The following is a 23560-nucleotide window of genomic DNA, read 5'->3' as shown; positions in this document are numbered from 1 at the left end:
AACAAAACCCCTTTATTTGCTGCATACAAATGCTGCTCTGAAGATTAAAAATACCTCGCTAAAAGACAGCATAAAAAATAATTTCTTCAGCAAAATAGGAGGTTGGAACGATGACCCGTACCAGAACTCGTTGGGGCTGCTTCTTTCCAGACCTGACCCAGTTGGCGAGTAGTCCGTCCACCACCAACCTCCCAAGCTCATATTGTCGATTTGGAATGAAAAATCAAGATCAGAAACGAAAAATATCCTAAGAACGACGAAGAATTTTCCTTTGCGTTTAATTTATTGACATATAAACAACAAAGAGATTGTGGATTTACCAGTTTTTATAGCAGTAGCTCTTCATATTTATTTGGTATGAAAATATTTTTTCGCTTAAGATAGTCTGAATGTATAATTATTCTCATTCGCTGAAACATGTAAGAGTTTTAGGATAGATACATCTGTTCTAAAACTACGAAATTGAATCATCAAAAATTTACAACAGTCAAAGAAGCAAATAAAGCAGATAGATCATGTAATTGGCTAACATTTGAAAGTTAGGGGGAAGAGTGCTATTTAAATAATTATAAAATATTGCTTTAATGGTGTTGCTCCTCTATACAAAACAGAACATCCCAAACAGAATACATTTAATGTTATACATTCACAGGCTTTTTAAAGAGCGATTGCTCAATACTCTTAACTATATTTCAAACTCCACTCATAAATAGTATACATACTCTCCTTGAGATATAAGTCCATTGTGCACTATCTTTTTTATGCTTAATAAAAGTATAAATTTTAGCCCTCATACTACTTAACAACTCCCAATGTTGCGATCCCTTGCACTTGAGAGGCTTTATAAGAAGCATTTTTATTCCTTTTTTAATCGTTTTTACTCACACACCACTCCCATTTGTAACTTTCAAGGAAATGATTTTAATTGATTCAATATGAGATTTAAGATGGGAGGATCTTACTTTATTTGTGGTTGTAATTCAGTATAAAAAATCGAACTCTTATAATGATAAGTCAATATATTAAATATCTTATAAGAGAACCACCTCATTTCTATAGTGAATGAGAATATCAAATATGTAATATTTTTTCTTTTAACGTATATAAATACTGAGTAGATGTTATCGCTCTTTTTTTGCGTGCTTGTTCTTTTAATTAAAAAACATTGATGTTTATCACAAGATGGATCAATATATGAATTTTTATTATTTGAGAAAAGGTTTCATATATTTTTAAGAGACTGTACTCATGCAAGAGAAGATGCAACATTAAACGCTATAGAAATAAGGGGGTACTGATTTTATAAGCATAAAAATGGTTCTTATTCGATATAAGCGACATTTTATAGTTTCAGATAATTATATTCTTTAATAAGGAGGGAAAAGCGAGATAATTTTTATAAAAAGCTGAATGAGTATGACTTAAAGTGCAGTGAGGAATGCATCTGTAGAGCAAATTTTACTTTTCTGTTTATCTAAGTGATTTGGGTACGATGTGCTTTATAGTACTTAAAATAAAGCAGTTGCAAAGATAGAAGTTATATTCTTATTAAAAAAATAGCTCTGATAGTAGAAAATACAGAACAATTTAATTTTAGTCATTTAGTTTTCGCAAAAGTTCTTTAATATCTAACCTTATAAGCAGCTTAAGGTTTGCCATATTAGGATAAAAATAAGCTTTTCAGCGATTAGTTTTAATGGCTCATTATGCCCTATTTTGAAAAAAATACCTAAAAAAAGAATAACTCTACTCAAATTTAGATGTTATAGAAATATTGTTAATCATAATCTCCTGTGTCACAATTTGTTCCAACAACTTTTTTCTTCGTAATATTTTTAAAAATATAATGTCCTGACGAAGGAAAACTTATATGAAGAGATTTTATATTTTTTAGGATAAAGATCTTCTTTTCTTTATCATGGGTTATTTTCTTTTCATCATCAACAGCAATTCTCAATTTGTTTAAATCAGAAGGGGTAGAGTATGATAAAGTAAAGGATACTTTCTTCGGTTCAAAGATACTACAAGAGTATTCAGCTCCTTGATGGATTGTATCGGATGGGATGATCACAACACTTTCATCCAGCCCAAAATTCCATTTTCTCTCACCAAAGCCAGCAAACGCACCACTAGAGTAGGCGAGAATATTTGTGGCTAATAATCCTTGCATGAAGATTTTTTTCATTATCCTCTCCTTTTTCTAAAGTGAGGTGAATCATAAATCAATTTTTATAAAGATAAAAGCTCAAACTTAACGCTAAAATCAGGGCTAAGTTGCATTTTCTAGTTTTAAACCATGTTTAGAATGACATTAATCTAAGAGATTTGAATGCTCTATTATGTATAATAATTTGAATTGTTTTGAGAGCTAATTTAGAAGTTCGTTATCTTTATTGGAATATTGTCAGAGGAAATGACTTTTCTCAAGAAGCTCTCTTTGAATATATAAAAGGAAATAGATGGTACAAGCGTTTTTATTTTTGGTTACTGTGTTTTTTTACACTGGTTTTTATACAAGTTGAAGTGCTTTTTATCATGATATAATTTGTGAGAAAATATTATGCAAATAATTTATATATTCTGTTACGAGCTGTTTTTTCTTCTTCAGTTTTTATGAAGGGTGTTGAGTAGAAAAAAACGAGCTCTTTCAGGATACGTTGCATTATGAAATTTTTACGATGCTTTTTGATATCAACAAAAAATGATAGCAGCTTAATTGCTTTTATATATACGATGTTCGATCGTTTTGTGCTGGATAAGTACCGATAATACGCAGTTCTGCAGAAAAGAAAGATAATTCTTCTAAGGCAAGTTTCATCATCGGGTCTTCAGGATGTCCTTCAATATCAACAAAGAACTGTGTTGCATTGAAATTTCCACCAATTTGATAGCTTTCTAATTTTGTCATATTGATACCATTCGTTGCAAATCCTCCCATAGCTTTATAGAGAGCAGCGGGGACATTGCGCACTCGAAAAAGAAGACTGGTGATGATTTTTTCGCCATTTTGAGGTTTGGGGACATGTCGTTTGGAGCGTGAAAGGATGACAAAACGGGTAATATTATGAGGGTTATCTTCAACATCTCTTTCAAGAATATCAAGTCCATAGAGTTCTGCTGCGATTAAAGGTGCTAAGGCAGCCTGTGAACGTTTAGCATTTTTTTTAATAAATTTTGCAGCTCCAGCGGTGTCAGCAGAAACAACAGGTTTCCAACCGTTGTTTCGTATGATTTTTCGGCATTGTGCAAGGGCATGCGTATGGCTGTGGACGGTTTTAATTTCGTCATGTGTAACGCCGGGCAAAACCATGAGTTGAAAATGGATAGGTAAAAAATATTCATCAATAATATAAAGAGATGACTGTGGTAAAAGATGATGAATGTCTGCAACGCGTCCCGCAAGGGTATTTTCAATAGGGATCATAGCAAGATCAGCTTTCCCGCTTTCCACTAAATTAAGGGCGTCTTCGAAAGTAGCAGAGGGAACAGCATCCATATTGGGGAACATATTGGAGCAAGCAATATGGGAATTAGCGCCGTATTCTCCTTGGAAAGAAATTTTATTGGTTTTTTTAAGTATTTTCATGCTAAAATCTCACAAACTCTATCGAGATCATGTTGTGTGTCTACACCTAAGGGAATTGTATCGACTATTTCCACATCGATACGCATATTGTTTTCTAATGCACGTAATTGTTCAAGTTTTTCACGTTTCTCAAGTGGTGAGGGTTTGAATGATACAAATTTCTCAAGTGCTTCGCGCCTATAGGCGTATATTCCAATATGGTGATAAAGAGGACCCTCTCCATAAGGTGCTTTGGCGCGCGTAAAATAAAGAGCACGAAGGCGATTTTGAGAAAGCGGTGTACCAATGATTTTGACAACATTGGGATCTCTTGTTTCATTTTCTTCAATGATTTTGGCACCCAAGGTTGCAATATCAGTAAAGCTATTTTCTAAAGGGCGTAGCGCACGAATGATTTCACGAGGCATGATTGTTGGTAAGTCACCTTGTATATTTAAAATGGCGTTGTAGCGTTGTTCAGGATCAATGCGCACTAAAGCTTCATAAATACGATCAGATCCAGACTTATGATCACCTCGTGTTATGATATATTCATGCCCATAATCTGCAACAGCTTTAGCGATATCATTATGATCTGTTGCAACGATTGTACGTCCTATTCCAGCTTTTTTGGCTTGTTCTACGACATGAACAATCATCGGTTTTCCGCCAATTTCAGCGAGAGCTTTTTGAGGAAGACGGGTTGAGCCCATACGGGCAGGAATAAGAATAATTGGTTCAAGAGCCATTGTAAGATTCCCAATGTCATCTGTGATGCATTTATGATGTTGTGTGTTATAAAGAAAAAGCTTAAACTAAAAATGGTAATAAAACCGTGAACATTTGAGTTTTTATGAATCGCTCGAGATTTATTTATTTTATTTGTGCTTGTTTATGTGTGCTGGTCGCTGTTGTGGGGATTTCCACACTCAGCAATATAATTTACGATCATCCTACATCAGTCCAATATCATCATACAGTTGCCAAGAATGATATATTTCAAGAAAAACAAAAAGCACCTGATGTTTCCCTATCACTAAATAGCCGCCTTCAACAAGGCAATTTTGAAAATGGCCGTAAAGTTTTTCGCCAATGTGCCATATGCCACACATCTGGACGCAATGAAGCAGGGCGTGTTGGTCCAGTTCTCTGGGAGATTGTTAACCGCCCTTTGGCATCAGCAGCAGGTTTTGCTTATTCACGGGCATTACGTGCTCATTCTGATCAAAAATGGGATTTTGTAACGTTAGATCGTTATTTACATTCTCCACGTGAAGCTTTTCCTGGGACCATTATGTCTTTTCGTGGAATTAAAAATGACCAAGATCGTGCCGATCTTTTGCTTTATTTACACAGTTTATCCGATCATCCTGTTCCTTTACCAATGGATAATAATAAAGCGAATGAGCCAAATTAACTTATACCATAGATGTTAATTTTAGAAAGAAGTCTGATTTTTTTTGTAATTTTAGTTTCACAGTTTTATAAAAAGAGCTCTTATTGATGTTTTGTTAGGGGGGAACGCCCCTCACGCAAAACAGAACATATTTAACATTGCATATTTACTCGCTTATTTTAAAGAGATCTTTTATAAAAATGCACTCTTTACGCTGTCGTCTGTGGATTGGTTTTCAAGATTTGTGTGCTTCACTTTTTCTACATATACTTGTCTGTGAAATTATTGCTGAAGGATTATCAATTCATGAGCCGCAGCTTTCTGCTTCTGAATGCAATAATTATGTAATTAAAGCTCTCCATGAGGTTTATCTCAATCCTTCTATACACATCAATCCCTATGTACTTTTACATCAAGTCCCATGTATTTTTCTTATGAACAGAGACAATTGATTGTTCTTATACGTGCAATAATCCTAAGCTGCATTTTATGATGCTCGATGAATAGACGTTTTCTCTTGAGGTTAGAGATGTACGGACAGATCATTGACCTTTTATAGTATCGATCACTAAAATATGACTTAAATTATTTATTTATAGGTTATGGTTTGAAGTAAGCACTTTCATGTGAAACAATTTTTATGTGTGAATAGTAAAATAGTTGAATAGAGTTCTGCTGATTGTATTTTTATCTACGTCGAAAATTTTTTACACAAGAATACTGATAGCAGCTGCGTTCCCACGAGTCTCTGTCCATTTATAGACGATGACATGAAATTATGCTGATAATCCATTATAGAGAATTATTTTTTCACAAAAGGTTTGCCATATTTGTGATAAATTTAATAGGTTTCATTGGTTACAATGTTTCGATGACTTGCGATAAAATTAATTAGTATTTCAATACATATTGCGAGAGTGCTAAAAATTAGTGGAAGAGAGGACATAATCATGATTCTCCAAGCTTCTTAATAACTATGGTATTTTCTTTATAATTTGAGCGTTTATAAGTAATAATATTAAATTGCGCTAATAATCCATTATAGAGAAGAATCTTTCCTACTAATGGCTCTCCGATGTTTGTGATCATTTTAATAACTTCCATTGCTTGTAGGGTCCCAATAACGCCAGGTAAAACACCGATGATTCCAGTTTCAGCGCATGTTGGGATAGTCCCGTGAGCTGGAGGGGTGGGAAATAAATCGCGATAGTGAGGATTATTGTCTTTATACGGCATAAGGACCGTTAATGAGCCATTAAAACGTTCTACAGCACCGCTTATTAGAGGTTTTTTGCATTGGGCAGCGTGATCAGCGAGAAGATAGCGTGTGGTAAAATTATCACTTCCATCAACAATGATGTGGTAAGCATTGAGCAGTTTATCCACATTACTTTTATCTAAGCGTAGGGTGTGTTTTTTAACTACAACATGGGGATTTATTGCTTTTATAGTGGTTTCAGCACTGTCTGTTTTGCTTTTGTTGATTGCATTTGTTTTATGAATAACTTGGCGTTGTAAATTGGAAAGTGAAACGATGTCGTTATCGACAATTCCAAGGGTTCCAACACCTGCGGCAGCCAAATAGGTTAAGACAGGAGCACCAAGACCACCCGCGCCTACAACAAGAACACGTGCTGTTTTTAGCTTTTGTTGCCCTGCACCACCAATCTCAGGCAAAATGATGTGGCGTGCATAGCGTTCGATTTCTTTGTTGTTTAATTTTATATCTGTTTCTTGTGTCATAAATTTTCTCTTGTCATAGTTCTTTTATTGTTTACTAAGTTTATGATGCATAGACCAGTCTGCTTTTAGGATAGAGAGGATTTATTTATGAAAATTGCCATTCAGATGGATCATATTTCAACAGTTCGGATTCAAGGAGATACGACATTTGCACTCGCTTTAGCAGCCCAAGAACGTGGACACTCTCTCTTCCATTATACACCAGATCGTTTATCTCTATACGATGGTTGTGTGATTGCACGACTAGAGCCATTGATTGTACATGATAAAGAGGGAAGCCACTATCGATTAGAAAAGCCTGTTCGTACGGAATTAACAGATATGGATGTGGTTCTTTTACGCCAAGATCCACCTTTTAATCTCAATTATATCACAACAACTCATTTGTTAGAGCGTATTCATCCTAAAACACTCGTTGTGAATGATCCTGCATGGGTACGCAACAGTCCAGAAAAAATTTTTGTTACTGAATTTTCTGATCTGATGCCAGAAACATTAATTACCAAAGATATTGAAGAAATAACAGCTTTTAGAGAGACATTTGGCGATATTATTGTTAAACCACTTTATGGGAATGGGGGCGCTGGTATTTTTTATTTAAGACAAGATGATCGCAATTTAGCATCATTGTTGGAAATGTTTGCAGAAATTTATCACGAACCTTTTATTGTTCAGCGCTATTTAGAGGCAGTACGAAAAGGAGATAAAAGGATTATTTTGCTTGATGGTACACCTGTTGGAGCTATTAATCGAATTCCGACAGAAACAGATGTGCGCTCTAATATGCATGTTGGAGGTCGCGCGGAAAATGTGGAGTTAACAAAACGTGATTATGAGATTTGTGAACGCATTGGTCCAGCCTTAAAGGAACGCGGTCTTCTTTTTGTGGGGATTGATGTGATTGGAGATTATATAACAGAAATTAATGTGACGTCTCCTACGGGAATTCGTGAAATTAAACGCTTCTGCGGTACAGATGTTGCTCATTTGTTTTGGGATGTTATTGAGTTCAAGCGTTCAAATGAATTTATTTGACAGAGGACAAAAACATGGTTTTAAAAAAATGATCCATGTTGTTTTTTATATTTGTTATGTTGCAAATGTGAACTAGAATGACCGTATGATATAAATTAAGAGGCTTTGTTTCCAATTTTTAGGGAGTTTATAGATGAACAAAGTATTATCAATTGGAGTGGGATTGATTTTTGCGCTACTGCTGTCAGCAAATGGAGGCAATGCGCGCGATCAAATACAGATTACTGGTTCATCTACAGTTTTACCTTATCAAAAGATTGTTGCTGAAACATTTGGAGAAATTTATCCCCATTTTAAGGTTCCTGTTATCGAATCGGGAGGAACAGGAGCTGGTATTAAGGAATTCTGCCGTGGTATTGGGGAGAACACTGTTGATATTGTTAATGCTTCGCGAGCAATGAAACCGAGTGAATTACAGTCTTGTTTTGATGCTGGTGTAAAAGATGTTGAGGAAATACGTATTGGGTATGATGGCATTGTTTTTGCAACTGATATTAAGGGACCTGATTGGAAATTACAGCCAGTAGATGTTTATAAAGCCCTTGCTGCTCGAATTATTATAGACGGAAAGTTGCAACCGAATAATGTTTTGAAATGGAGTGCAGTCAATAGTGCTCTTCCTGATTGGACGATAGCAGCGTATATTCCTGGGGAGAAGCATGGGACACGTGAAGTTTTTGAGGAAAAATTACTTACTGAGGGGTGTAAAGAGAGTGGGGCAGTTGAGGTGATGAAGTCTTTAGGAATGGATGATAAGGAGATACACACTGCTTGTATTGCGGTACGTAAGGATGGAAAAGCGGTTGATATTGATGGTGATTATTCTGAAACATTTGCGCGTCTAATTTCTAATAAAACAGGGGTTGGTATTTTTGGTTTGTCTTTTTATCAAAATAATGCTGATAGGCTAAAGGTTGCCGATATTAACGGTTTTGCGCCAACAGTTGAGACGATTTCTAGTGGACAATATCCGGTTTCTCGTCCGCTTTTTTTCTATATTAAGAAAGCACATTTAGGTATTATTTCAGGTTTGCGAGAGTATGTTGATTTTTTTCTTTCTGATCAAATGATTGGTCCAGAGGGTCCTTTGGCTGAATATGGTTTGATTGTTTCTCCTGAAAAGGAACGTCAAGCACAGCGTTCTGATTTTTCTGCTGGTCGAGTAATGACATTGAAATAATTTGCAGGGAAAATTTGTTGGATTTCTGAGATAGGAAATTTGGGTGCTATTTTTTTATAAAAACTGAAAGATAAAATGCGCATTTCCTTCATTGTTTTGCTATTATTGATTTTTGGATTTTGTGGCTTTTGTATTTCTTATATGCGAGCACGCATTCTTGAATACAGACAACATAAAATGCATTCTCGTGCGTATTATTATGGCTGGTGGACATTTTTGATTACTGTTATTCCAGCTTTTATTTTTTTAATTGTTTGGGATGCTGGGAGTACAATTTATTTAGAATATAATGCCTCTCGAGAGCTGGGGGCGTATAGTGCGCATGTAACAGAGCCTGTAAATCACGATCTACTTTGGGAGACACTTCGAAGTCTCGTCAAAAAGATTCATCGCTTTGAGGGGAATCTTTCTACCGCTTCCTATAAGGAAGTGCAGGCACAATTACTCGCGAAGGGATTGATTTTATCCGATGAAGCATCGGATGATGTGTTCAAAATAGCACAGTCGTGGGTATTCTCTTCTGAAAAGCTTAAGTTTATAGGTTATGTTTTTCTTTTTGCTATTGCGTCCTTTGGTTTTATCTGTGGAATGATGCAAATTGCGCCTCATCAACGTGCCCGTAATAAGGTTGAATCTTTTATTATTATTGGATTGATTTGTGCATCTATTGTTGCAGTCTTGACAACAATAGCCATTGCGCTTTCTATGCTTTTTCAGACAGTAAGCTTTTTTCAGTCTGTATCCTTTTCAAATTTCTTTTTAGGAACAGTTTGGGATCCGCGTTTTTCCGCGAGCGGTTCCAGCGATGAAGTAGGACAATTTGGTCTAATACCGCTTCTTGCTGGTACGCTTTATATTGCATTTGTTGCCATGCTTTTTGCTGTACCTATAGGACTATTTTCAGCTCTTTATATGGCGGAGTATGCTTCTGCGCGATTGCGAGCAATTGTGAAGCCATTGTTAGAAGTTCTTGCTGGCATTCCAACGATTGTTTATGGCTTTTTTGCTTTGAAGGTTGTGGGACCATTTTTACGAGATCTCTCTGCTTCTCTCTCAGACGGGGTTAGTTTTATTATGGCACAAAGTGTTTTGACTGCTGGAGTTGTGATGGGAATTATGTTGATACCTTTTGTTTCCTCTTTATCGGATGATGTTATTACGGCTGTTCCACGCATTTTACGTGAAGGTTCTTATGGTTTAGGCGCAACGCAATCTGAAACAATTAAAAAAGTTGTTATACCAGCAGCGCTTCCAGGGATTATGGGGGCTATTTTGTTGACGGCATCGCGTGCAATTGGAGAAACAATGATTGTGGTTTTGGCGGCAGGTGTTGCAGCAAATTTAACACTCAATCCTTTCGAAGCAATGACTACGATGACTGTTAAGATTGTTAATCAATTGACCGGTGATTTTGAGTTTAATTCTCCACAAACTCTGGTGGCTTTTGCCTTAGGGATGACGCTCTTTGTTATGACACTTTTGATGAATATTCTAGCTCTTTATATTGTGCGTAAATATCGGGAACAATATGAATGAATGAAGATTTTTTTCCTCGTCGCAATATTAGTCTCAAGCGTCGGTATTGGGCTGAACGTCGTTTTCGTGCCTATGGTTTGATTGCCATTTTTATTGGTTTATTTTTTTTATTTACGCTTTTATGGTCTATCATTAGTCAGGGTTATACAGCTTTTTTTCAAAGTGAAATGACATTATCGATTTATTTGGATGAAAAGATCATTGATCCAAGTGGTCAACGTAAAACAAAACCACAAGTGCTCATGACGGCGAATTATCCACTTCTTGTACGCAATGCTTTAGCGAAGAAACTTAATATCAATCAAAATGATCGAGCCTCTCTTTTGGACGTTAACCGTATGTTTTCAAATGGTGTCCGTGTTCAACTGCGTGAAATGGTGACAAAAAATCCAAAACTGATTGGCACAATGCAAAAAGTTAAAGTTTTGGCATCTGCGGATATTGATTCTGCTTATAAGGGACAGATTGATCTGCGTGTAGCAGAAAAAAACCGTAAAGTTTCTAATCGACAAATAGAATGGATAAAGCGTTTAGCGCATGATGGTACGCTTTATAAAACATTTAATATTGGTTTTTTTACATTTGGCGCTTCAAGTCGTCCTGAGACTGCGGGATTAGGTGTTGCGATCATTGGTTCTCTTTATATGATAGGCATCGTTTTATTAGTTTCCCTTCCGATAGGCATAGCAACGGCTCTTTATTTAGAAGAATATGCACGCAAAAATAAATTTACAGATTTTATAGAGGTTAATATCAATAATCTTGCAGCTGTTCCTTCAATTGTGTTTGGTCTTTTAGGACTCTCTTTTTTTGTTAATTTTTTAGGATTACCACGTTCAGCCTCTTTTGTTGGTGGTCTTGTTTTAGCGCTCATGACTCTTCCCACGATCATTATTGCAACACGTTCTGCTCTGCGTGCTGTTCCTCTCTCTATTCGTTCTGCAGCTTTGGGGTTGGGAGCATCAAAAACACAAATGATTTTTCATCATGTTGTTCCTTTAGCTGCGCCTGGCATTTTAACAGGCACAATTATTGGAGTCGCTCAGGCTTTGGGTGAAACAGCTCCTTTGCTTTTGATTGGAATGGTTGCTTTTGTTGTTAATATTCCTACGACCCCCATGGATCCAGCAACGGCTTTGCCTGTTCAAATTTTTATGTGGGCGGGTGAAGCAGAGCGTGCTTTTGTTGAAAAGACATCAGGTGCTATTATTGTATTGATGATTTTTCTTGCGATCATGAATATTTCTGCGGTTTTTTTACGTCGACGATTTGAACGCCGCCAGTAATTTTAATAAAACAACAGCTTTGATAAGATTTTTGTAAGGTGAATTTTTGTAATGAAGATTAAAATGCGCGGTCAGGATGTGAAGGTTTCTTACGGAGATAAAGAAGCACTCCACGGTATTACACTTGATATTCCTGAACATCAAGTAACTGCTTTGATTGGTCCATCAGGATGCGGAAAGTCAACTTTTTTGCGTTGTTTTAACCGTATGAATGATACAATTGAAGGCGCTAAAACAACTGGTCTTATTACCTTAGATGGGGAGAATATTTATGACACACGGATTGATGTTGTAGAATTGCGCGCTCGTGTTGGAATGGTTTTTCAAAAGCCCAGCCCTTTTCCAAAATCTATATTTGAGAATGTTGCGTATGGTCCACGCATTCATGGTTTAGTTAAAACACGCTCTGAATTGCATGATGTCGTTGAAAAGAGTTTGAGGCAGGCAGGTTTGTTTGAAGAAGTAAAAGACCGCCTTCATGATCTTGGAACAAGTTTATCAGGGGGACAACAACAGCGTTTGTGTATTGCACGTGCTATTGCGGTTAGTCCTGAAGTTATTTTGATGGATGAGCCCTGTTCAGCTCTTGATCCCATTGCAACAGCACGGATTGAAGAGCTTATCGATGCGTTACGGCAAAATTATACAATTGTTATCGTAACGCATTCCATGCAACAGGCCGCACGTGTTTCTCAATATACGGCTATGTTTCATTTAGGGCATTTGGTAGAAGTTGGTGCGACTGAAATGATCTTTACCTCACCAAAAGAGCAACGGACACAAGATTATATTACGGGGCGTTTTGGATAGGTGAATTGAGGAGTGTAAGATATGTCTATGAAACATACTGTCCGTTCTTATGATGCAGAACTAAAATATTTAAGAGTAAGGATTACAGAAATGGGGAGCCATGCAGAAAGGATGATTGAACGTTCTGTCGCATCGGTTGTGAGTAGTGATCTTCAACTTGCAACGACAGTGATTGCCGATGATGTGTTTTTAGATGAAGCAGAACGTGACATTGATGAAAAAGCGGTTGCTATTATTTGCAAACGCCAACCGATGGCTGTCGATTTGCGTGAAATTATTGGAGCCATTCGTATTTCTTCTGATCTTGAACGGATTGGGGATATGGCAAAAAACATTGCTAAAAGGACTGTTGCACTTTCAGAAATACGTCAATCTGCTTCTGTTTATCATGGGCTTGAAACAATTACAGCTTTAGCACTCAATCAATTAAAAGAAGTCTTAAATGCTTATACGAGTCGCCTATTAGAGCGTGTTGACGCGGTGCGTGAGCGTGATGAGAAGATTGATGCTTTGTATACTTTTCTTTTTCGTGAACTTTTGACGTATATGATGGAAGATATGCGCAATATTACGGTTTGTACGCACTTACTGTTTTGTTTAAAGAATATTGAACGAATTGGTGATCATGTTACTAATATTGCTGAAATGCTGCATTATATCATAACGGGTTACCATATGTCCTCTGATCGTCCTCGTGATGACCTTACTTATAAAGTTGGGGTAGGTGAGAAGAAAATAGATTAAAATTTTTCTTATATGTATAAAATAAGTTTGTAGATATATGAGTATTTTCTTACAGTGCAGCTATAAGAAGAATAAGATAACCATTTTATGGCAAAGCACAAAGAAGCAACAAAGAGTTTTTTCAGAGAAGCATGGCAGATTGTTAACTCTTGGTTTGACATATTTGTATATTGGATGATATCATCACTCGTATTGTGGCAGGAGGGGAGTTTTCTAGGGGAATTTCCTTTCAGATCATTTTGTTAAAATTTTATATTAAAGGGGATATCTGTATTATTTTTTCGTATGTAGAAGAAGTGGATAGTGTTACTTTATTGTAATTGAAACGTGTGGGTTATTATAGCCTATATTGAACCATGAAGAATAACAATATCGATCTGTAAATTAAGAGTTTTTTATTTTTTATTTTGCATAGATACTTTTTGATTACCTCTTGTATTAAAATTTTACTGAGTGGTAACAATTAGCTATGTACTTTATTGAGAGATACATTTAAAGCTCATTTCAAGACTTGAATATCTCAGAGATTATAGGAATGTGTTGCATAAGATGAAAAAAAATCGTTGGAATGTTTTTGTTACCTGTTGTGTAGCGCCGTTAGTTGTTGTGGGATGTGCTTCAAGTCATTTAGATGCTGGAAAAATAAATAATAATAAGACAAAAGCGGTTACATATCCATTGACAGAGCGTCAATGTCTTATGCGAGCGATGTATTTTGAATCAAATCGCACAAGCCGTGAAGGAATGATTGCCGTTGGAACGGTTGTTATGAATCGTGTTAATTCAACCGCCTATCCTAAGACGATTTGTGGTGTTGTTGGTCAATATAGGCAATTTGCTCCTGGTGTTTTAACGCGTCCTATGACGGAGAAAGCATCTGTTGCTCGTGTAAGAGAGGCGGCTGATGCCGTTTTACGGGGTGAACGAGATAAGAAAGTTAAACACGCTAAGTTTTTTCATACCGCTGGTTTGTCTTTTCCGTATAAAAACATGCATTATGTTCAGGTTGCAGGGGGAAATGCTTTTTATGAAAAACGATCACGTGATGGAGAGCTTCAAGTTCCTACAAATAATCGCCCTTATGATGTTGCTTATGCTTTTGCTCAAGAACGTTCTGGTCATGCGCCAAGCTTTATAGATGAAGGCTTAGAGAGTAGGGGCGTAAAGGCAGAGAAAAGTACATCTCCTTCGACAGAAGTAGCACAGTCCAAGATGGCACATCCTGCGCCTTTTGCTATGGTACAGCTTGATAAAGTTCCTATCCCTGCCTATGCACCTCAACATCTAGCTAGGAAAGAGGAAAATAAAACGATTATGGTTTTACCTTCATCTGATCAGTTAAATGCAATTGTTGCAATGTTAGAAAAACGACACAGGAACTAGTAAGTTTTTCATGACCAAAGAAGGATGATATACCCATTGCGGTTTATGAATTAAGTGAATTTTAGCGATAATGATACGCATAAATATACGTAGAGAAAGCGAACTCAAAGGATCTGAAAAACAATTTATAATATGACGACATAAAGAACGCATTCTATTTAAAGAAGGGTATTGGTAATGTACTTTGATATTCATGAGACAATTTTGCCTGAAATGCTTAATCGTCTTGCAGAAATTACAGTGAAAGTGGGGTTGAATTTACAAGAGGGGCAGGATCTTGTTTTAACTGCTCCAGTTTCAGCGTTACCTTTTGTTCGGCGTATTGCATATCATGCTTATAAGGTTGGTGCTGGTGTCATTACACCAATTTTTAGTGATGATATGTTATCGCTTACACGGTTTGAAAATGCCCATACAGCTAGTTTTGATTGTGCCCCTTCTTGGCTTTATGAGGGAATGGCAAAGGCTTTTGAAAATGGGGCAGCGCGTTTAGCGATTGTTGGTGATAATCCTTTGCTCCTTTCCAATCAGGATTTTGATAAGGTTTCACGTTTAAATAAAGCCACTTCAATAGCTTACCAGCCGGCACTCAAGCAAATATCAAATTTTGCTATGAATTGGTCGATTGTTGCTTATCCAACAGCAGGATGGGCTGAGGCAATGTTTCCTTCTTTACCACTTAATGAGGCGATTAAAAAATTAGCCGATGCAATTTTTTCTGCTTCACGTGTTACAGGAGAAGATCCGGTGCAGGCGTGGACTGTTCATAATGCACATTTGAAGAAACGGTCATCTTGGCTTAATGAGCAGCGTTTTTCTGCCTTACACTTTACAGGGCCAGGGACTGATTTAACTGTTGGTTTGGCAGATGATCATGAATGGCATGGTGGTGCATCCGTTGCTCAAAATGGTGTTATTTGCAATCCGAATATTCCGACAGAAGAAGTTTTCACGACTCCTCATGCTCATAAGGTTGAAGGTTTCGTTCGCTCAACAAAGCCCCTTTCCTATCAAGGAACTCTGATTGATAATATTGAAGTACGTTTTGAAGCCGGGCGTATTGTTGAGGCTCGTGCATCAACAGGCCAAGAAGTTTTACAGCAGGTTTTGCAAAGTGATGAGGGTGCAAGCCGGTTGGGCGAAGTTGCCCTTGTGCCCCATTCTTCACCAATTTCTAAGAGTGGCCTCCTTTTTTATAATACCTTATTTGATGAAAATGCTGCATGTCATATTGCTTTAGGGCAGTGTTATTCCAAATGCTTTTTAGATGGGGCATCATTGACGTCAGAAGAGATTGCAGCACGTGGTGGGAATAAAAGTGTCATTCATATTGACTGGATGATTGGTTCTGGTGAAATTGACATAGATGGCATTACCCAAGATGGTGTAAGAGTTCCTGTATTTCGTAAGGGTGAATGGGCTTAATTTTGTTACCATAAAACGCGGTCATTTGAGGTGGGGTGGGATGTAAGCTTTATTGATACGTTAAGTATTTTAGAGTGTGTGGTATATATTCAAGGCAGGGTTTGTCCATAAAGCCTTTAGTTAAATGATTCACATGAGTAGGAATCCAAGTAAAATCGACTCATCAAGAATTTGTTTAGTAGATGTAGAGGAAGTCTTCGTTTTTTGAGGGGGGAAGAAGTCAATTTATCAGTGATACGATTGGAAAGTGTATAATTATTAAAGAAGAGTAATGCCTGAGCTTCCTGAAGTAGAGACAGTTCGTCGTGGACTTGAGTCCGTTGTAACTGATGCAAAGATAGTATCTGTCAAACTTAATCGTAGAGATTTGCGCTTTCCTTTTCCTGAGGCTTTTTCTGAGCGCCTTATTGGCAGAACAATTATAGAACTTGGTCGGCGTGCGAAATATTTATTATTTCATCTTTCTCAGGATGAAACGATTTTAAGCCATTTAGGAATGTCTGGTTCATGGCGTATAGAGAATGATTTTTTAAGAAAAGCTTGTTCAGCGTCAAGTAAATTAGTTAAACATGATCATTTTGTCATGGATATTCAGACAAAGAATGGTGACGTTTATCGTCTTATTTATAATGATGTGCGTCGCTTTGGGTTTATGCTTTTAGTCGATACGGATAAGCTTTATGAACATCCACTTTTAAATAAGCTAGGTCTTGAACCTATAAGTAATTCGTTTTCTGGTCGTTATTTACAAAAGGCTTTTGTTAATAAAAAAATGTCTCTCAAGGGTGTTTTACTTGATCAGTCTATTGTTGCAGGTCTTGGGAATATTTATGTTTGTGAAGCACTTTGGCGGAGTCGTTTGTCTCCACAACGTGGTGCATTTACATTAGCATCAAAAACGGCACGTGCACGTGAATTTGCAGATTCTTTAGCACAAAATATACGCAATGTGATTTCTGAAGCCATTTTGTCTGGTGGCTCTTCTTTACGTGATTATATGCATATAGATGGTTCGCTTGGTTATTTTCAGCATGCTTTTTCAGTTTATGGACGAGAAGGCAAGCAATGTTTGGAATGTGGAGCGCCTATTATGCGCATTTTACAGGCTGGACGTTCAAGTTTTTACTGCTCACAATGTCAAAAATGAATAAGGTGTCTTGCAAAATCTTACAAGAGGCTTAAAGTCATCGCATCTATAATATAATTACACAAGGCTTGAAAGGTTTTTTTTATGCTGAATAAAGTACTAACACATCTTGATGGAAATATAGAGAAGAGCCTTGAACGCCTTTTTTCTCTTTTACGTTTTCAATCGATTTCTACAGACTCGGCTTACAAGGATGCATGTCGTAAAGCAGCTGATTGGTTAGTGGAGGATTTAAAAAGCATCGGTTTTGAGGCTTCACGCCGTGATACGCCGGGGCATCCAATGGTTGTTGGGCATCATCCTGGACCTTCAGATGATTGTTTGCATGTGCTGTTTTACGGACATTATGATGTTCAACCTGTTGATCCATTGAGTTTATGGGAGGATGATCCATTTACACCTTCTTTAAAAGAGAGAGATGGAGAGAAAGTTATTTGTGCTCGTGGAGCTTCAGATGACAAAGGTCAGTTGATGACTTTTATTGAAGCATGTCGTGCATTTAAGAAAGAAACAGGGCAGCTTCCTATTAAAGTTACTGTTTTATTTGAGGGAGAAGAAGAATGTGCTTCTCCTTCCCTTATTCCTTTTTTAAAAGCAAATACAGATGAACTTAAGGCAGATTATGCATTGGTTTGTGACACGTCAATGTGGGATGCGGATACACCATCTATTGCTCTTTCTCTTCGGGGAATTATGGCAGAAGAGATTATTATCACAGCAGCGAATCGTGATTTACATTCTGGTTATTTTGGAGGAGTAGCAGCTAATCCCATTCGTATTTTAACGAAAATCTTAGCAGGACTTCACGATGAAAATAATAGGGCAACACTTCCTGGTTTTTATGATGGCGTAGAAGAAACACCTCCACAGATTTTACAATCATGGAATGCACTTAATTGTACTGCTGAAAATTTTCTTGGTCCTATAGGACTTTCCGTTCCAGCTGGTGAAAAAGGGCGGAGCATTTTAGAGCTTGTATGGGCACGTCCTACCATGGAAATTAATGGTATTAGTGGCGGCTATGAAGGGGAAGGGATGAAAACAGTTATTGCTTCTCAAGCGAGTGCAAAAGTATCGTGTCGTTTGGTGCATAAGCAAGATCCAGAGAAAATACGCCAAGCGTTGCGTGATTATGTACGTAGCTCAATTCCTGCTGATTGTAAGGTTGAATTTAAGAATCACGGTTCTTCTCCGGCACTTCAGATTTCTGATGATTCATCTTTTATCAAGGAGGCGAAGGATGCCTTATCACAAGAGTGGGAAGTGCCCGCTGTCTTGACAGCCATGGGGGGCTCGATCCCAATTGTAGCAGATTTTCGATCAATTCTTGGTATGGAAACTCTTTTGGTTGGTTTTGGATTGGCTGATGACCGTATTCATTCTCCTAATGAAAAGTATAATTTAAAATCGTTTCATAAGGGGCAGCGGTCTTGGGCGCGTATTCTTGCTGCTTTAGCAAGTAGGAGGGTAAATGGCTGAGATTCGCGTTCATCAAGGTGATTTACCAAACTTAGACAATTATAAAACTGATGCCATTGCGATTGATACCGAGACTTTAGGATTACAACCCTATCGTGATCGTTTATGCGTTGTTCAGCTTTCTTCTGGAGATGGTACTGCTGACGTTATTCAGATTGCTAAAGAACAAAAGAGTGCACCAAATTTGATAAAATTGCTTGAGGATAACGCAATAACCAAAATATTTCATTTTGGGCGTTTTGATCTTGCTATTTTAGCGCATACATTTGGTGTTATGCCAGAGGCTATTTTTTGTACAAAGATTGCTTCGAAACTCACGCGCACTTATACGGATCGTCATGGCTTGAAAGAAATTTGTAATGAATTGCTGAATGTGAATATTTCTAAACAGCAACAATCTTCGGATTGGGCGGCAGAAACGTTATCACAGGCACAAATTGAATATGCTGCGTCGGATGTGTTATATTTACATCGTTTAAAGGTTATATTTGAAGAACGTTTAAGACGTGAAGAGCGAGAAAATGTTGCCAAGGCATGCTTTCAATTTTTGCCTATGAGAGCTAGGCTTGATCTTTTAGGATGGGCGGAAGTTGATATTTTTGCGCATAGCTAACTTTAAAATTGGCTTTTAAATAGAGTTAATTATTGATGTGAGAGGACAAAATGCTTGTACATTATGGGCGTTTTATCCTCTCATCTTTTCTGATAAGAATTATAATAAATTCTTAAGTGCTATTTCATTTGAAGTTTAGGCAATAAAAATACTTTTGCGAATCCATATTTTTTATTTTTGTAACAGCTTTTATTTGAAACAAAGCAATTTTGAGGAGAGGCTGGAAACATACGGTAGGTTGGAAGACTTAAATCTCTGAAACCGGTATACAGCCTAATTGGGGGAGAATATGAATGTGTAAATGTAAAAACCAAATCTCATCTTTACCATCATTTTTAATTCTGCTTTACGACTTTCAAAAGTATTTAAAGCAATGTCTGTTAAATAATAGAGATTACGCATTGCCTCATGTTTTTAATGGATTTACGTTCTTCGTGTAAAACAGAACGCCCTAAACGGAATATATTTGTGTTGCTAATTCATGTGCTTTTTGTAAAGAAACCGACACCCAAGTTCATTTTACGGTGGCGCTCATAAAAGATATAACAATAAAGCTTCCAATACCAATATAAAATCTATTGAACACTACCATCTTTATGCTTATGGAGTAACAAGCCGCTACCATCCACACAACTGTACCAATTCCCAATGTTGTGTAAGTCCTTAGCACTTGAGACGGTTCATAAGAGGCATTTTTAGTCTTTTTTTAGTGTTTTTTATCCACACAGCTCTCTCAACTTGTAACGTGCAAACAAATGGTTTTGATTGATTCAACATGAAAAAGATTTGGAATGAGAGAATCTTATGGTATTTAGGATTCTCAGTCAATATGGATAACGCTATATTATCATTATAAATCAGTATATTATATGAAGTTCGTATAGTTTATTATTTTCAGACGATACTTCGTGCCTTTATTTATTACTCAATAAGTAATTTCTATGTTGGCAGAGCAGGGCAATTTTCTTTTATTTTAAAATTAAAATGCTCCAAAGCTTTATTTTTAAGGATTCTCACTTTTTATCTATAAACATGCTATTTTTTCTGGAAATTTGCAATGAAGGCACTAGATAAAATCCATTATGAATATTTGATGAGGTTAAATTTATGAACATAAAATATTTTATTACAGCTTTTGCTACTTTTGCTTCAATCTCTATGGCTCAAGGTGCAAGTTTTTTAGCGTCTCAAAACCTTATACAGAGAGCATCTTCGGCTGTTCCTCCAATAGGTTTTTTTACTGGTGAACAGCTTCGCAAGTTATTATCTGAAGTTTTTCAGATAGAACTTTCTTGCACAAATAACAGCGAAAGCATAACAGCAGCTAAGTTAGTACCTGTGTTACATTCTGGTAAAAAAAGAGATCATTATCCTAAAAGAAGACCAGGGAAAAAAGGACGGCCAAACCTATTTGCACGAGGTCCAATGAGTTTTTAAAAAGTGAAAAAACAACATCAAGAAGTATAATATATGCTTTGAAGTTGAAAAAGAGGGATGTTTTTTCTGCCAAATTCATGATTTTTAAAGCAAGGGGTGGTTTGAAAACTTTCAGAAAGATTTCTCATTTTTTCAGCTTTAAGGAGATTTCTATATAAGTTTTAATGTTTATCATACCGGTTGTCTGTCTTTAGGTATTTTTTTCAATTTCGTCTTGTAAAGGAGTATGAAATGATAGCCTACAAATAAGGCTGAATCTCTGAAAAAGACTTTACTATAAGGTTGAGAGAAGAAAAAAATGGTAAATATGTCAAAAAGGAATAAATGCCTAAATAAAAACAAAGAGCAAGCGTGATGAAATTGCATGTAATCTTGTTGCAGTCCATAGGGTAGTGGAGATCTTTTTCATATGCGCTACAAGCGTTCTTTACAATGATGAAAAAATAATCAAAGTGCTATTCACATTTGGTTATGCGAAGGATGAAGCTAAAAACGTTGTTTGTATGAATTTAAATGGAACAGTTAGATTTAGCTGCCCTCAATATTGTAACGGTCTTCACTATTACAATATTGAGAGTATTAATAGGAAGCATTTTAGCTTTTAAATAGTTTTATTTATTCACACACTTGCTTGTTTGTGAGGTGCAGAGGGATGGTTTTGGTTTCTTTAATATAAAAAGGCTTAAGATAAGAGCATCGTCAATATTGCAGACGAATTAATATAAAAGATATTTTTTCATTATAAATCAATATATTATATTTTATGTCAATAGCACACGCTTTACACGGAGGGTACTGTGGCGCAGTTTTTTTATCAAAATGATAAAGGAGAGAAAACGTGAGGAAAAGAGACCATTTGTGCATGGGCATAGTTTTATTCTCATTTATTACAGATCAAGCAATTAAGGGTACTTTGATTGGCTTTTTGTTTTTTTTATAAGTGTATCATTTTTGCTACAGATATCTGAAGATGGTGCTCTATATGAAACGGTGTGTTCAAATAAATATTCAGCTATGGAGAGAAAATATGAATATGAAATGGTTAATAACAGCTTCTGCTTTCGCTTTTGTTTCAGCTTCAGCAGCACAAGCAGCAGATGTTATTGTTCCCCCAAGACCAACACCTGTTGCTCCCGTTATTGTTGCTCCAACTTTTTCTTGGACAGGTTTTTATGTTGGGGGCCAGATTGGTGGTTTTTCGGGTAAAACGAAAATGGATATTCTCAGTAATGGAAACAAGATTCCAGCGCCTGATGACCTTTTGCCTAAACTATCTGGTTTCATGGGGGGGCTTTATGCAGGTTCCAACGTTGATCTTGGTAATGGCCTTATTCTAGGTGTTGATACAGATATCATGTGGTCTAATAAAGATGACACGAAGACAGGAAAAACATATGTCATTGCCCCAGAACACATCAATTATATTAACAAGGTATTAAAAGACGCTGCAATTAATATTGGTAAAGATGCGCTTAAACCTGGTGCTAAACGAACCCACAGTTTCACTTTTAAAGAAAAGTGGGCTGGTGCAACGCGCGTGCGTATTGGTTTTGCAGCTGAACGCATTATGCCTTATGTTGCTGGTGGTATCGCTTATACACAGCTTCAAGATAGTGCGTTGATTTCAATAACAGATAAAGATTCAGACAAAGTAATCGCTTCTGGTACTCTGTCTGATGAAACAAAGACCCTTGTTGGTTACACCCTTGGTGCTGGTGTTGATTTAGCAATGACCAATAATATTATTGTACGTGCGGAATATCGTTACTCAGATTTTGGTAAAAAGAAATTCTCAAATGATAAATATGAGACATCTTACAAAACCAATGATTTCCGAGTTGGTGTTGCTTACAAATTTTAATAGATGGTAAGTTAAATAACGAAGAGGCTCTGTCTTTGACCGAGCCTCTGTTATTCTTTGTTGCTATATTATCACACAATACATAATTTATTGTGGATGTGAAAAGATATTATTCAGGTTTTCTTAAAAAAATCATAGACAATAAACAAGAATTATATTTAAAAACCAATAAGTTATTTATATATATATCTTTAGGTTTCTCGTACAAAATCAAGCTATGAAGCGATTTTGTCTGGGATGTGCCCTCCATTTTCTGTGACTGTATCATTTTTACTACAGCTTTTCTTTCTGTAATCTTGTAGCACTGTGCTCATAAATAAATTAGGAGCAAAGTTTATGAATATAAAATCTTTAGTAACAACTTCTGTTATCGCTATAGCGGCAGCTTCTGCAGCACAAGCTGCTGATGTTGTCATCCCTCATGAAACAGCCCCAGCAGTCATCGCAGCAGCCCCTTCATTTTCTTGGACAGGCTTTTATATCGGTGGTCAAGTTGGTAACTTTTCAGGTAAAGTTGATGAATATGATTCAGAAACAAAAAAGAAAATTACAGATAAAGACTGGACACCTAAGCCTTCCGGTTTCATGGGGGGTATTTATGTAGGTTCTAACGTGGATCTTGGAAATGGCCTCATTCTAGGTGTTGAAACTGATGCCGTCTGGGCTGACCGCGAAGATTCAAAAGCGCATTCAGCAGTCATTGGAGCAATTGGCCTTGATGCTTTCAAAGATGAGCTTATAGCAGCGAAAGCTACACCTGCTACAGGAAAAACTATTGCTGGTATCGCGGCGACTGACAAACGTGTAGATAGCGCCTCTATAAAAGAAAAATGGTCTGGTGCAACACGCGTTCGTGTTGGTTTTGCAGCCGTTGATCGCATTATGCCTTATGTTGCTGGTGGTATTGCTTATACGCAGCT

At 36.8% G+C, this 23560-nt stretch carries 19 protein-coding genes, 1 other RNA gene and 1 pseudogene; 15 read left to right on the top strand and 6 right to left on the bottom strand.

The genetic code is table 11. The annotated features are described in order from the left end of the window. Positions 1-94 precede the first annotated feature (94 nt). The 4 genes from ffs to ACFIL8_RS00495 form a co-directional block, all read right to left on the bottom strand. Positions 95-192, bottom strand: an RNA gene (gene ffs, locus ACFIL8_RS00510) — signal recognition particle sRNA small type. A gap of 1585 nt (positions 193-1777) precedes the next feature. Next, positions 1778-2185, bottom strand: a complete 408-nt coding sequence (locus tag ACFIL8_RS00505) for a hypothetical protein (RefSeq protein ID WP_375668310.1) — start codon at positions 2183-2185, stop codon at positions 1778-1780. A gap of 537 nt (positions 2186-2722) precedes the next feature. Next, positions 2723-3586, bottom strand: coding sequence for a prephenate dehydratase (locus ACFIL8_RS00500; RefSeq protein WP_273790573.1), 864 nt, complete (start codon positions 3584-3586; stop codon positions 2723-2725). Beyond that, positions 3583-4314, bottom strand: a complete 732-nt coding sequence (locus tag ACFIL8_RS00495; protein ID WP_375632301.1) for a 3-deoxy-manno-octulosonate cytidylyltransferase — start codon at positions 4312-4314, stop codon at positions 3583-3585. Before ACFIL8_RS00495 ends, ACFIL8_RS00500 begins: the two co-directional genes overlap by 4 nt. Positions 4315-4418: 104 nt before the next feature. On the opposite strand from ACFIL8_RS00495, the gene ACFIL8_RS00490 reads away from it, so the two are divergent. Beyond that, positions 4419-4982 carry a c-type cytochrome gene (locus ACFIL8_RS00490; RefSeq protein ID WP_375688729.1) on the top strand — a complete coding sequence of 188 codons (564 nt, stop codon included), beginning with the start codon at positions 4419-4421 and terminating at the stop codon, positions 4980-4982. 927 nt (positions 4983-5909) lie between these two features. Here ACFIL8_RS00490 and ACFIL8_RS00485 read toward each other — a convergent pair. Beyond that, positions 5910-6704: a molybdopterin-synthase adenylyltransferase MoeB gene (locus ACFIL8_RS00485; RefSeq protein ID WP_375613322.1), complete on the bottom strand. Its 795-nt coding sequence runs from the start codon at positions 6702-6704 to the stop codon at positions 5910-5912. Positions 6705-6791: 87 nt separating this feature from the next. On the opposite strand from ACFIL8_RS00485, the gene gshB reads away from it, so the two are divergent. The 11 genes from gshB (at position 6792) to ACFIL8_RS00430 (ending at position 19342) form a co-directional block, all read left to right on the top strand. Beyond that, complete coding sequence (gene gshB, locus ACFIL8_RS00480; protein WP_375627632.1) at positions 6792-7739, top strand: glutathione synthase; 948 nt, start codon at positions 6792-6794, stop codon at positions 7737-7739. A gap of 133 nt (positions 7740-7872) precedes the next feature. Next, positions 7873-8919, top strand: coding sequence for a PstS family phosphate ABC transporter substrate-binding protein (locus ACFIL8_RS00475; RefSeq protein ID WP_375611795.1), 1047 nt, complete (start codon positions 7873-7875; stop codon positions 8917-8919). Between the two features lie 75 nt (positions 8920-8994). After that, positions 8995-10455: a phosphate ABC transporter permease subunit PstC gene (pstC, locus tag ACFIL8_RS00470; RefSeq protein ID WP_375611794.1), complete on the top strand. Its 1461-nt coding sequence runs from the start codon at positions 8995-8997 to the stop codon at positions 10453-10455. Continuing rightward, positions 10452-11741, top strand: a complete 1290-nt coding sequence (gene pstA / locus ACFIL8_RS00465) for a phosphate ABC transporter permease PstA (RefSeq protein ID WP_375611793.1) — start codon at positions 10452-10454, stop codon at positions 11739-11741. The genes pstC and pstA overlap by 4 nt, the downstream gene beginning before the upstream one ends. Positions 11742-11792: 51 nt before the next feature. Beyond that, complete coding sequence (pstB, locus tag ACFIL8_RS00460) at positions 11793-12551, top strand: phosphate ABC transporter ATP-binding protein PstB (protein ID WP_375611792.1); 759 nt, start codon at positions 11793-11795, stop codon at positions 12549-12551. Positions 12552-12572: 21 nt separating this feature from the next. Continuing rightward, a complete protein-coding gene (gene phoU, locus ACFIL8_RS00455) occupies positions 12573-13295 on the top strand; it encodes a phosphate signaling complex protein PhoU (RefSeq protein ID WP_375638370.1) in 723 nt (240 codons plus the stop codon). A gap of 549 nt (positions 13296-13844) precedes the next feature. Continuing rightward, the gene (locus ACFIL8_RS00450; protein ID WP_375613326.1) at positions 13845-14678 is read left to right on the top strand and encodes a cell wall hydrolase; all 834 of its coding nucleotides are present in this window, start codon (positions 13845-13847) and stop codon (positions 14676-14678) included. 177 nt (positions 14679-14855) lie between these two features. After that, positions 14856-16103, top strand: a complete 1248-nt coding sequence (locus ACFIL8_RS00445) for an aminopeptidase (RefSeq protein ID WP_375613327.1) — start codon at positions 14856-14858, stop codon at positions 16101-16103. A gap of 271 nt (positions 16104-16374) precedes the next feature. Next, positions 16375-17250, top strand: coding sequence for a bifunctional DNA-formamidopyrimidine glycosylase/DNA-(apurinic or apyrimidinic site) lyase (gene mutM / locus ACFIL8_RS00440; RefSeq protein ID WP_375613328.1), 876 nt, complete (start codon positions 16375-16377; stop codon positions 17248-17250). Between the two features lie 84 nt (positions 17251-17334). Continuing rightward, a complete protein-coding gene (locus ACFIL8_RS00435; RefSeq protein ID WP_375611787.1) occupies positions 17335-18729 on the top strand; it encodes a M20/M25/M40 family metallo-hydrolase in 1395 nt (464 codons plus the stop codon). Then, positions 18722-19342, top strand: coding sequence for a ribonuclease D (locus tag ACFIL8_RS00430; RefSeq protein WP_375632307.1), 621 nt, complete (start codon positions 18722-18724; stop codon positions 19340-19342). Before ACFIL8_RS00435 ends, ACFIL8_RS00430 begins: the two co-directional genes overlap by 8 nt. Positions 19343-19592: 250 nt before the next feature. Here the strand turns inward: ACFIL8_RS00430 and ACFIL8_RS00425 are convergent. Further along, positions 19593-20035: pseudogene (locus ACFIL8_RS00425) on the bottom strand (integrase); the annotation flags it as partial. Between the two features lie 414 nt (positions 20036-20449). On the opposite strand from ACFIL8_RS00425, the gene ACFIL8_RS00420 reads away from it, so the two are divergent. The 3 genes from ACFIL8_RS00420 to ACFIL8_RS00410 all read left to right on the top strand — a co-directional run. Then, positions 20450-20779: a hypothetical protein gene (locus ACFIL8_RS00420; protein ID WP_375611785.1), complete on the top strand. Its 330-nt coding sequence runs from the start codon at positions 20450-20452 to the stop codon at positions 20777-20779. Between the two features lie 1027 nt (positions 20780-21806). Continuing rightward, the gene (locus ACFIL8_RS00415; protein WP_375621215.1) at positions 21807-22640 is read left to right on the top strand and encodes an outer membrane protein; all 834 of its coding nucleotides are present in this window, start codon (positions 21807-21809) and stop codon (positions 22638-22640) included. Between the two features lie 336 nt (positions 22641-22976). Continuing rightward, the coding region (locus tag ACFIL8_RS00410) for a porin (protein ID WP_375688727.1) at positions 22977-23560 on the top strand (584 nt) is incomplete at its 3' end.

The sequence above is a fragment of the Bartonella sp. AP57NXGY genome (genome assembly GCF_042195805.1).
In the GTDB taxonomy this organism is placed as follows: Bacteria; Pseudomonadota; Alphaproteobacteria; order Rhizobiales; family Rhizobiaceae; genus Bartonella.
Note: the sequence above shows the minus strand (reverse complement) of the source record. Positions and strands in the feature narration are given on the sequence as shown.

Bases quoted from the DNA above. Each gene is read 5' to 3' on its own strand.
- ACFIL8_RS00505 (WP_375668310.1), bottom strand. From the start codon at position 2,185: ATGAAAAAAATCTTCATGCAAGGATTATTAGCCACAAATATTCTCGCC.
- ACFIL8_RS00485 (WP_375613322.1), bottom strand. From the start codon at position 6,704: ATGACACAAGAAACAGATATAAAATTAAACAACAAAGAAATCGAACGC.
- ACFIL8_RS00415 (WP_375621215.1), top strand. From the start codon at position 21,807: ATGAATATGAAATGGTTAATAACAGCTTCTGCTTTCGCTTTTGTTTCA.
- ACFIL8_RS00435 (WP_375611787.1), top strand. From the start codon at position 17,335: ATGCTGAATAAAGTACTAACACATCTTGATGGAAATATAGAGAAGAGC.
- ACFIL8_RS00445 (WP_375613327.1), top strand. From the start codon at position 14,856: ATGTACTTTGATATTCATGAGACAATTTTGCCTGAAATGCTTAATCGT.
- ACFIL8_RS00420 (WP_375611785.1), top strand. From the start codon at position 20,450: ATGAACATAAAATATTTTATTACAGCTTTTGCTACTTTTGCTTCAATC.
- ACFIL8_RS00430 (WP_375632307.1), top strand. From the start codon at position 18,722: ATGGCTGAGATTCGCGTTCATCAAGGTGATTTACCAAACTTAGACAAT.
- ACFIL8_RS00475 (WP_375611795.1), top strand. From the start codon at position 7,873: ATGAACAAAGTATTATCAATTGGAGTGGGATTGATTTTTGCGCTACTG.
- ACFIL8_RS00495 (WP_375632301.1), bottom strand. From the start codon at position 4,314: ATGGCTCTTGAACCAATTATTCTTATTCCTGCCCGTATGGGCTCAACC.
- mutM (WP_375613328.1), top strand. From the start codon at position 16,375: ATGCCTGAGCTTCCTGAAGTAGAGACAGTTCGTCGTGGACTTGAGTCC.
- pstB (WP_375611792.1), top strand. From the start codon at position 11,793: ATGAAGATTAAAATGCGCGGTCAGGATGTGAAGGTTTCTTACGGAGAT.
- gshB (WP_375627632.1), top strand. From the start codon at position 6,792: ATGAAAATTGCCATTCAGATGGATCATATTTCAACAGTTCGGATTCAA.
- ACFIL8_RS00490 (WP_375688729.1), top strand. From the start codon at position 4,419: ATGAATCGCTCGAGATTTATTTATTTTATTTGTGCTTGTTTATGTGTG.
- ACFIL8_RS00450 (WP_375613326.1), top strand. From the start codon at position 13,845: ATGAAAAAAAATCGTTGGAATGTTTTTGTTACCTGTTGTGTAGCGCCG.
- phoU (WP_375638370.1), top strand. From the start codon at position 12,573: ATGTCTATGAAACATACTGTCCGTTCTTATGATGCAGAACTAAAATAT.
- ACFIL8_RS00500 (WP_273790573.1), bottom strand. From the start codon at position 3,586: ATGAAAATACTTAAAAAAACCAATAAAATTTCTTTCCAAGGAGAATAC.
- pstC (WP_375611794.1), top strand. From the start codon at position 8,995: ATGCGCATTTCCTTCATTGTTTTGCTATTATTGATTTTTGGATTTTGT.
- pstA (WP_375611793.1), top strand. From the start codon at position 10,452: ATGAATGAAGATTTTTTTCCTCGTCGCAATATTAGTCTCAAGCGTCGG.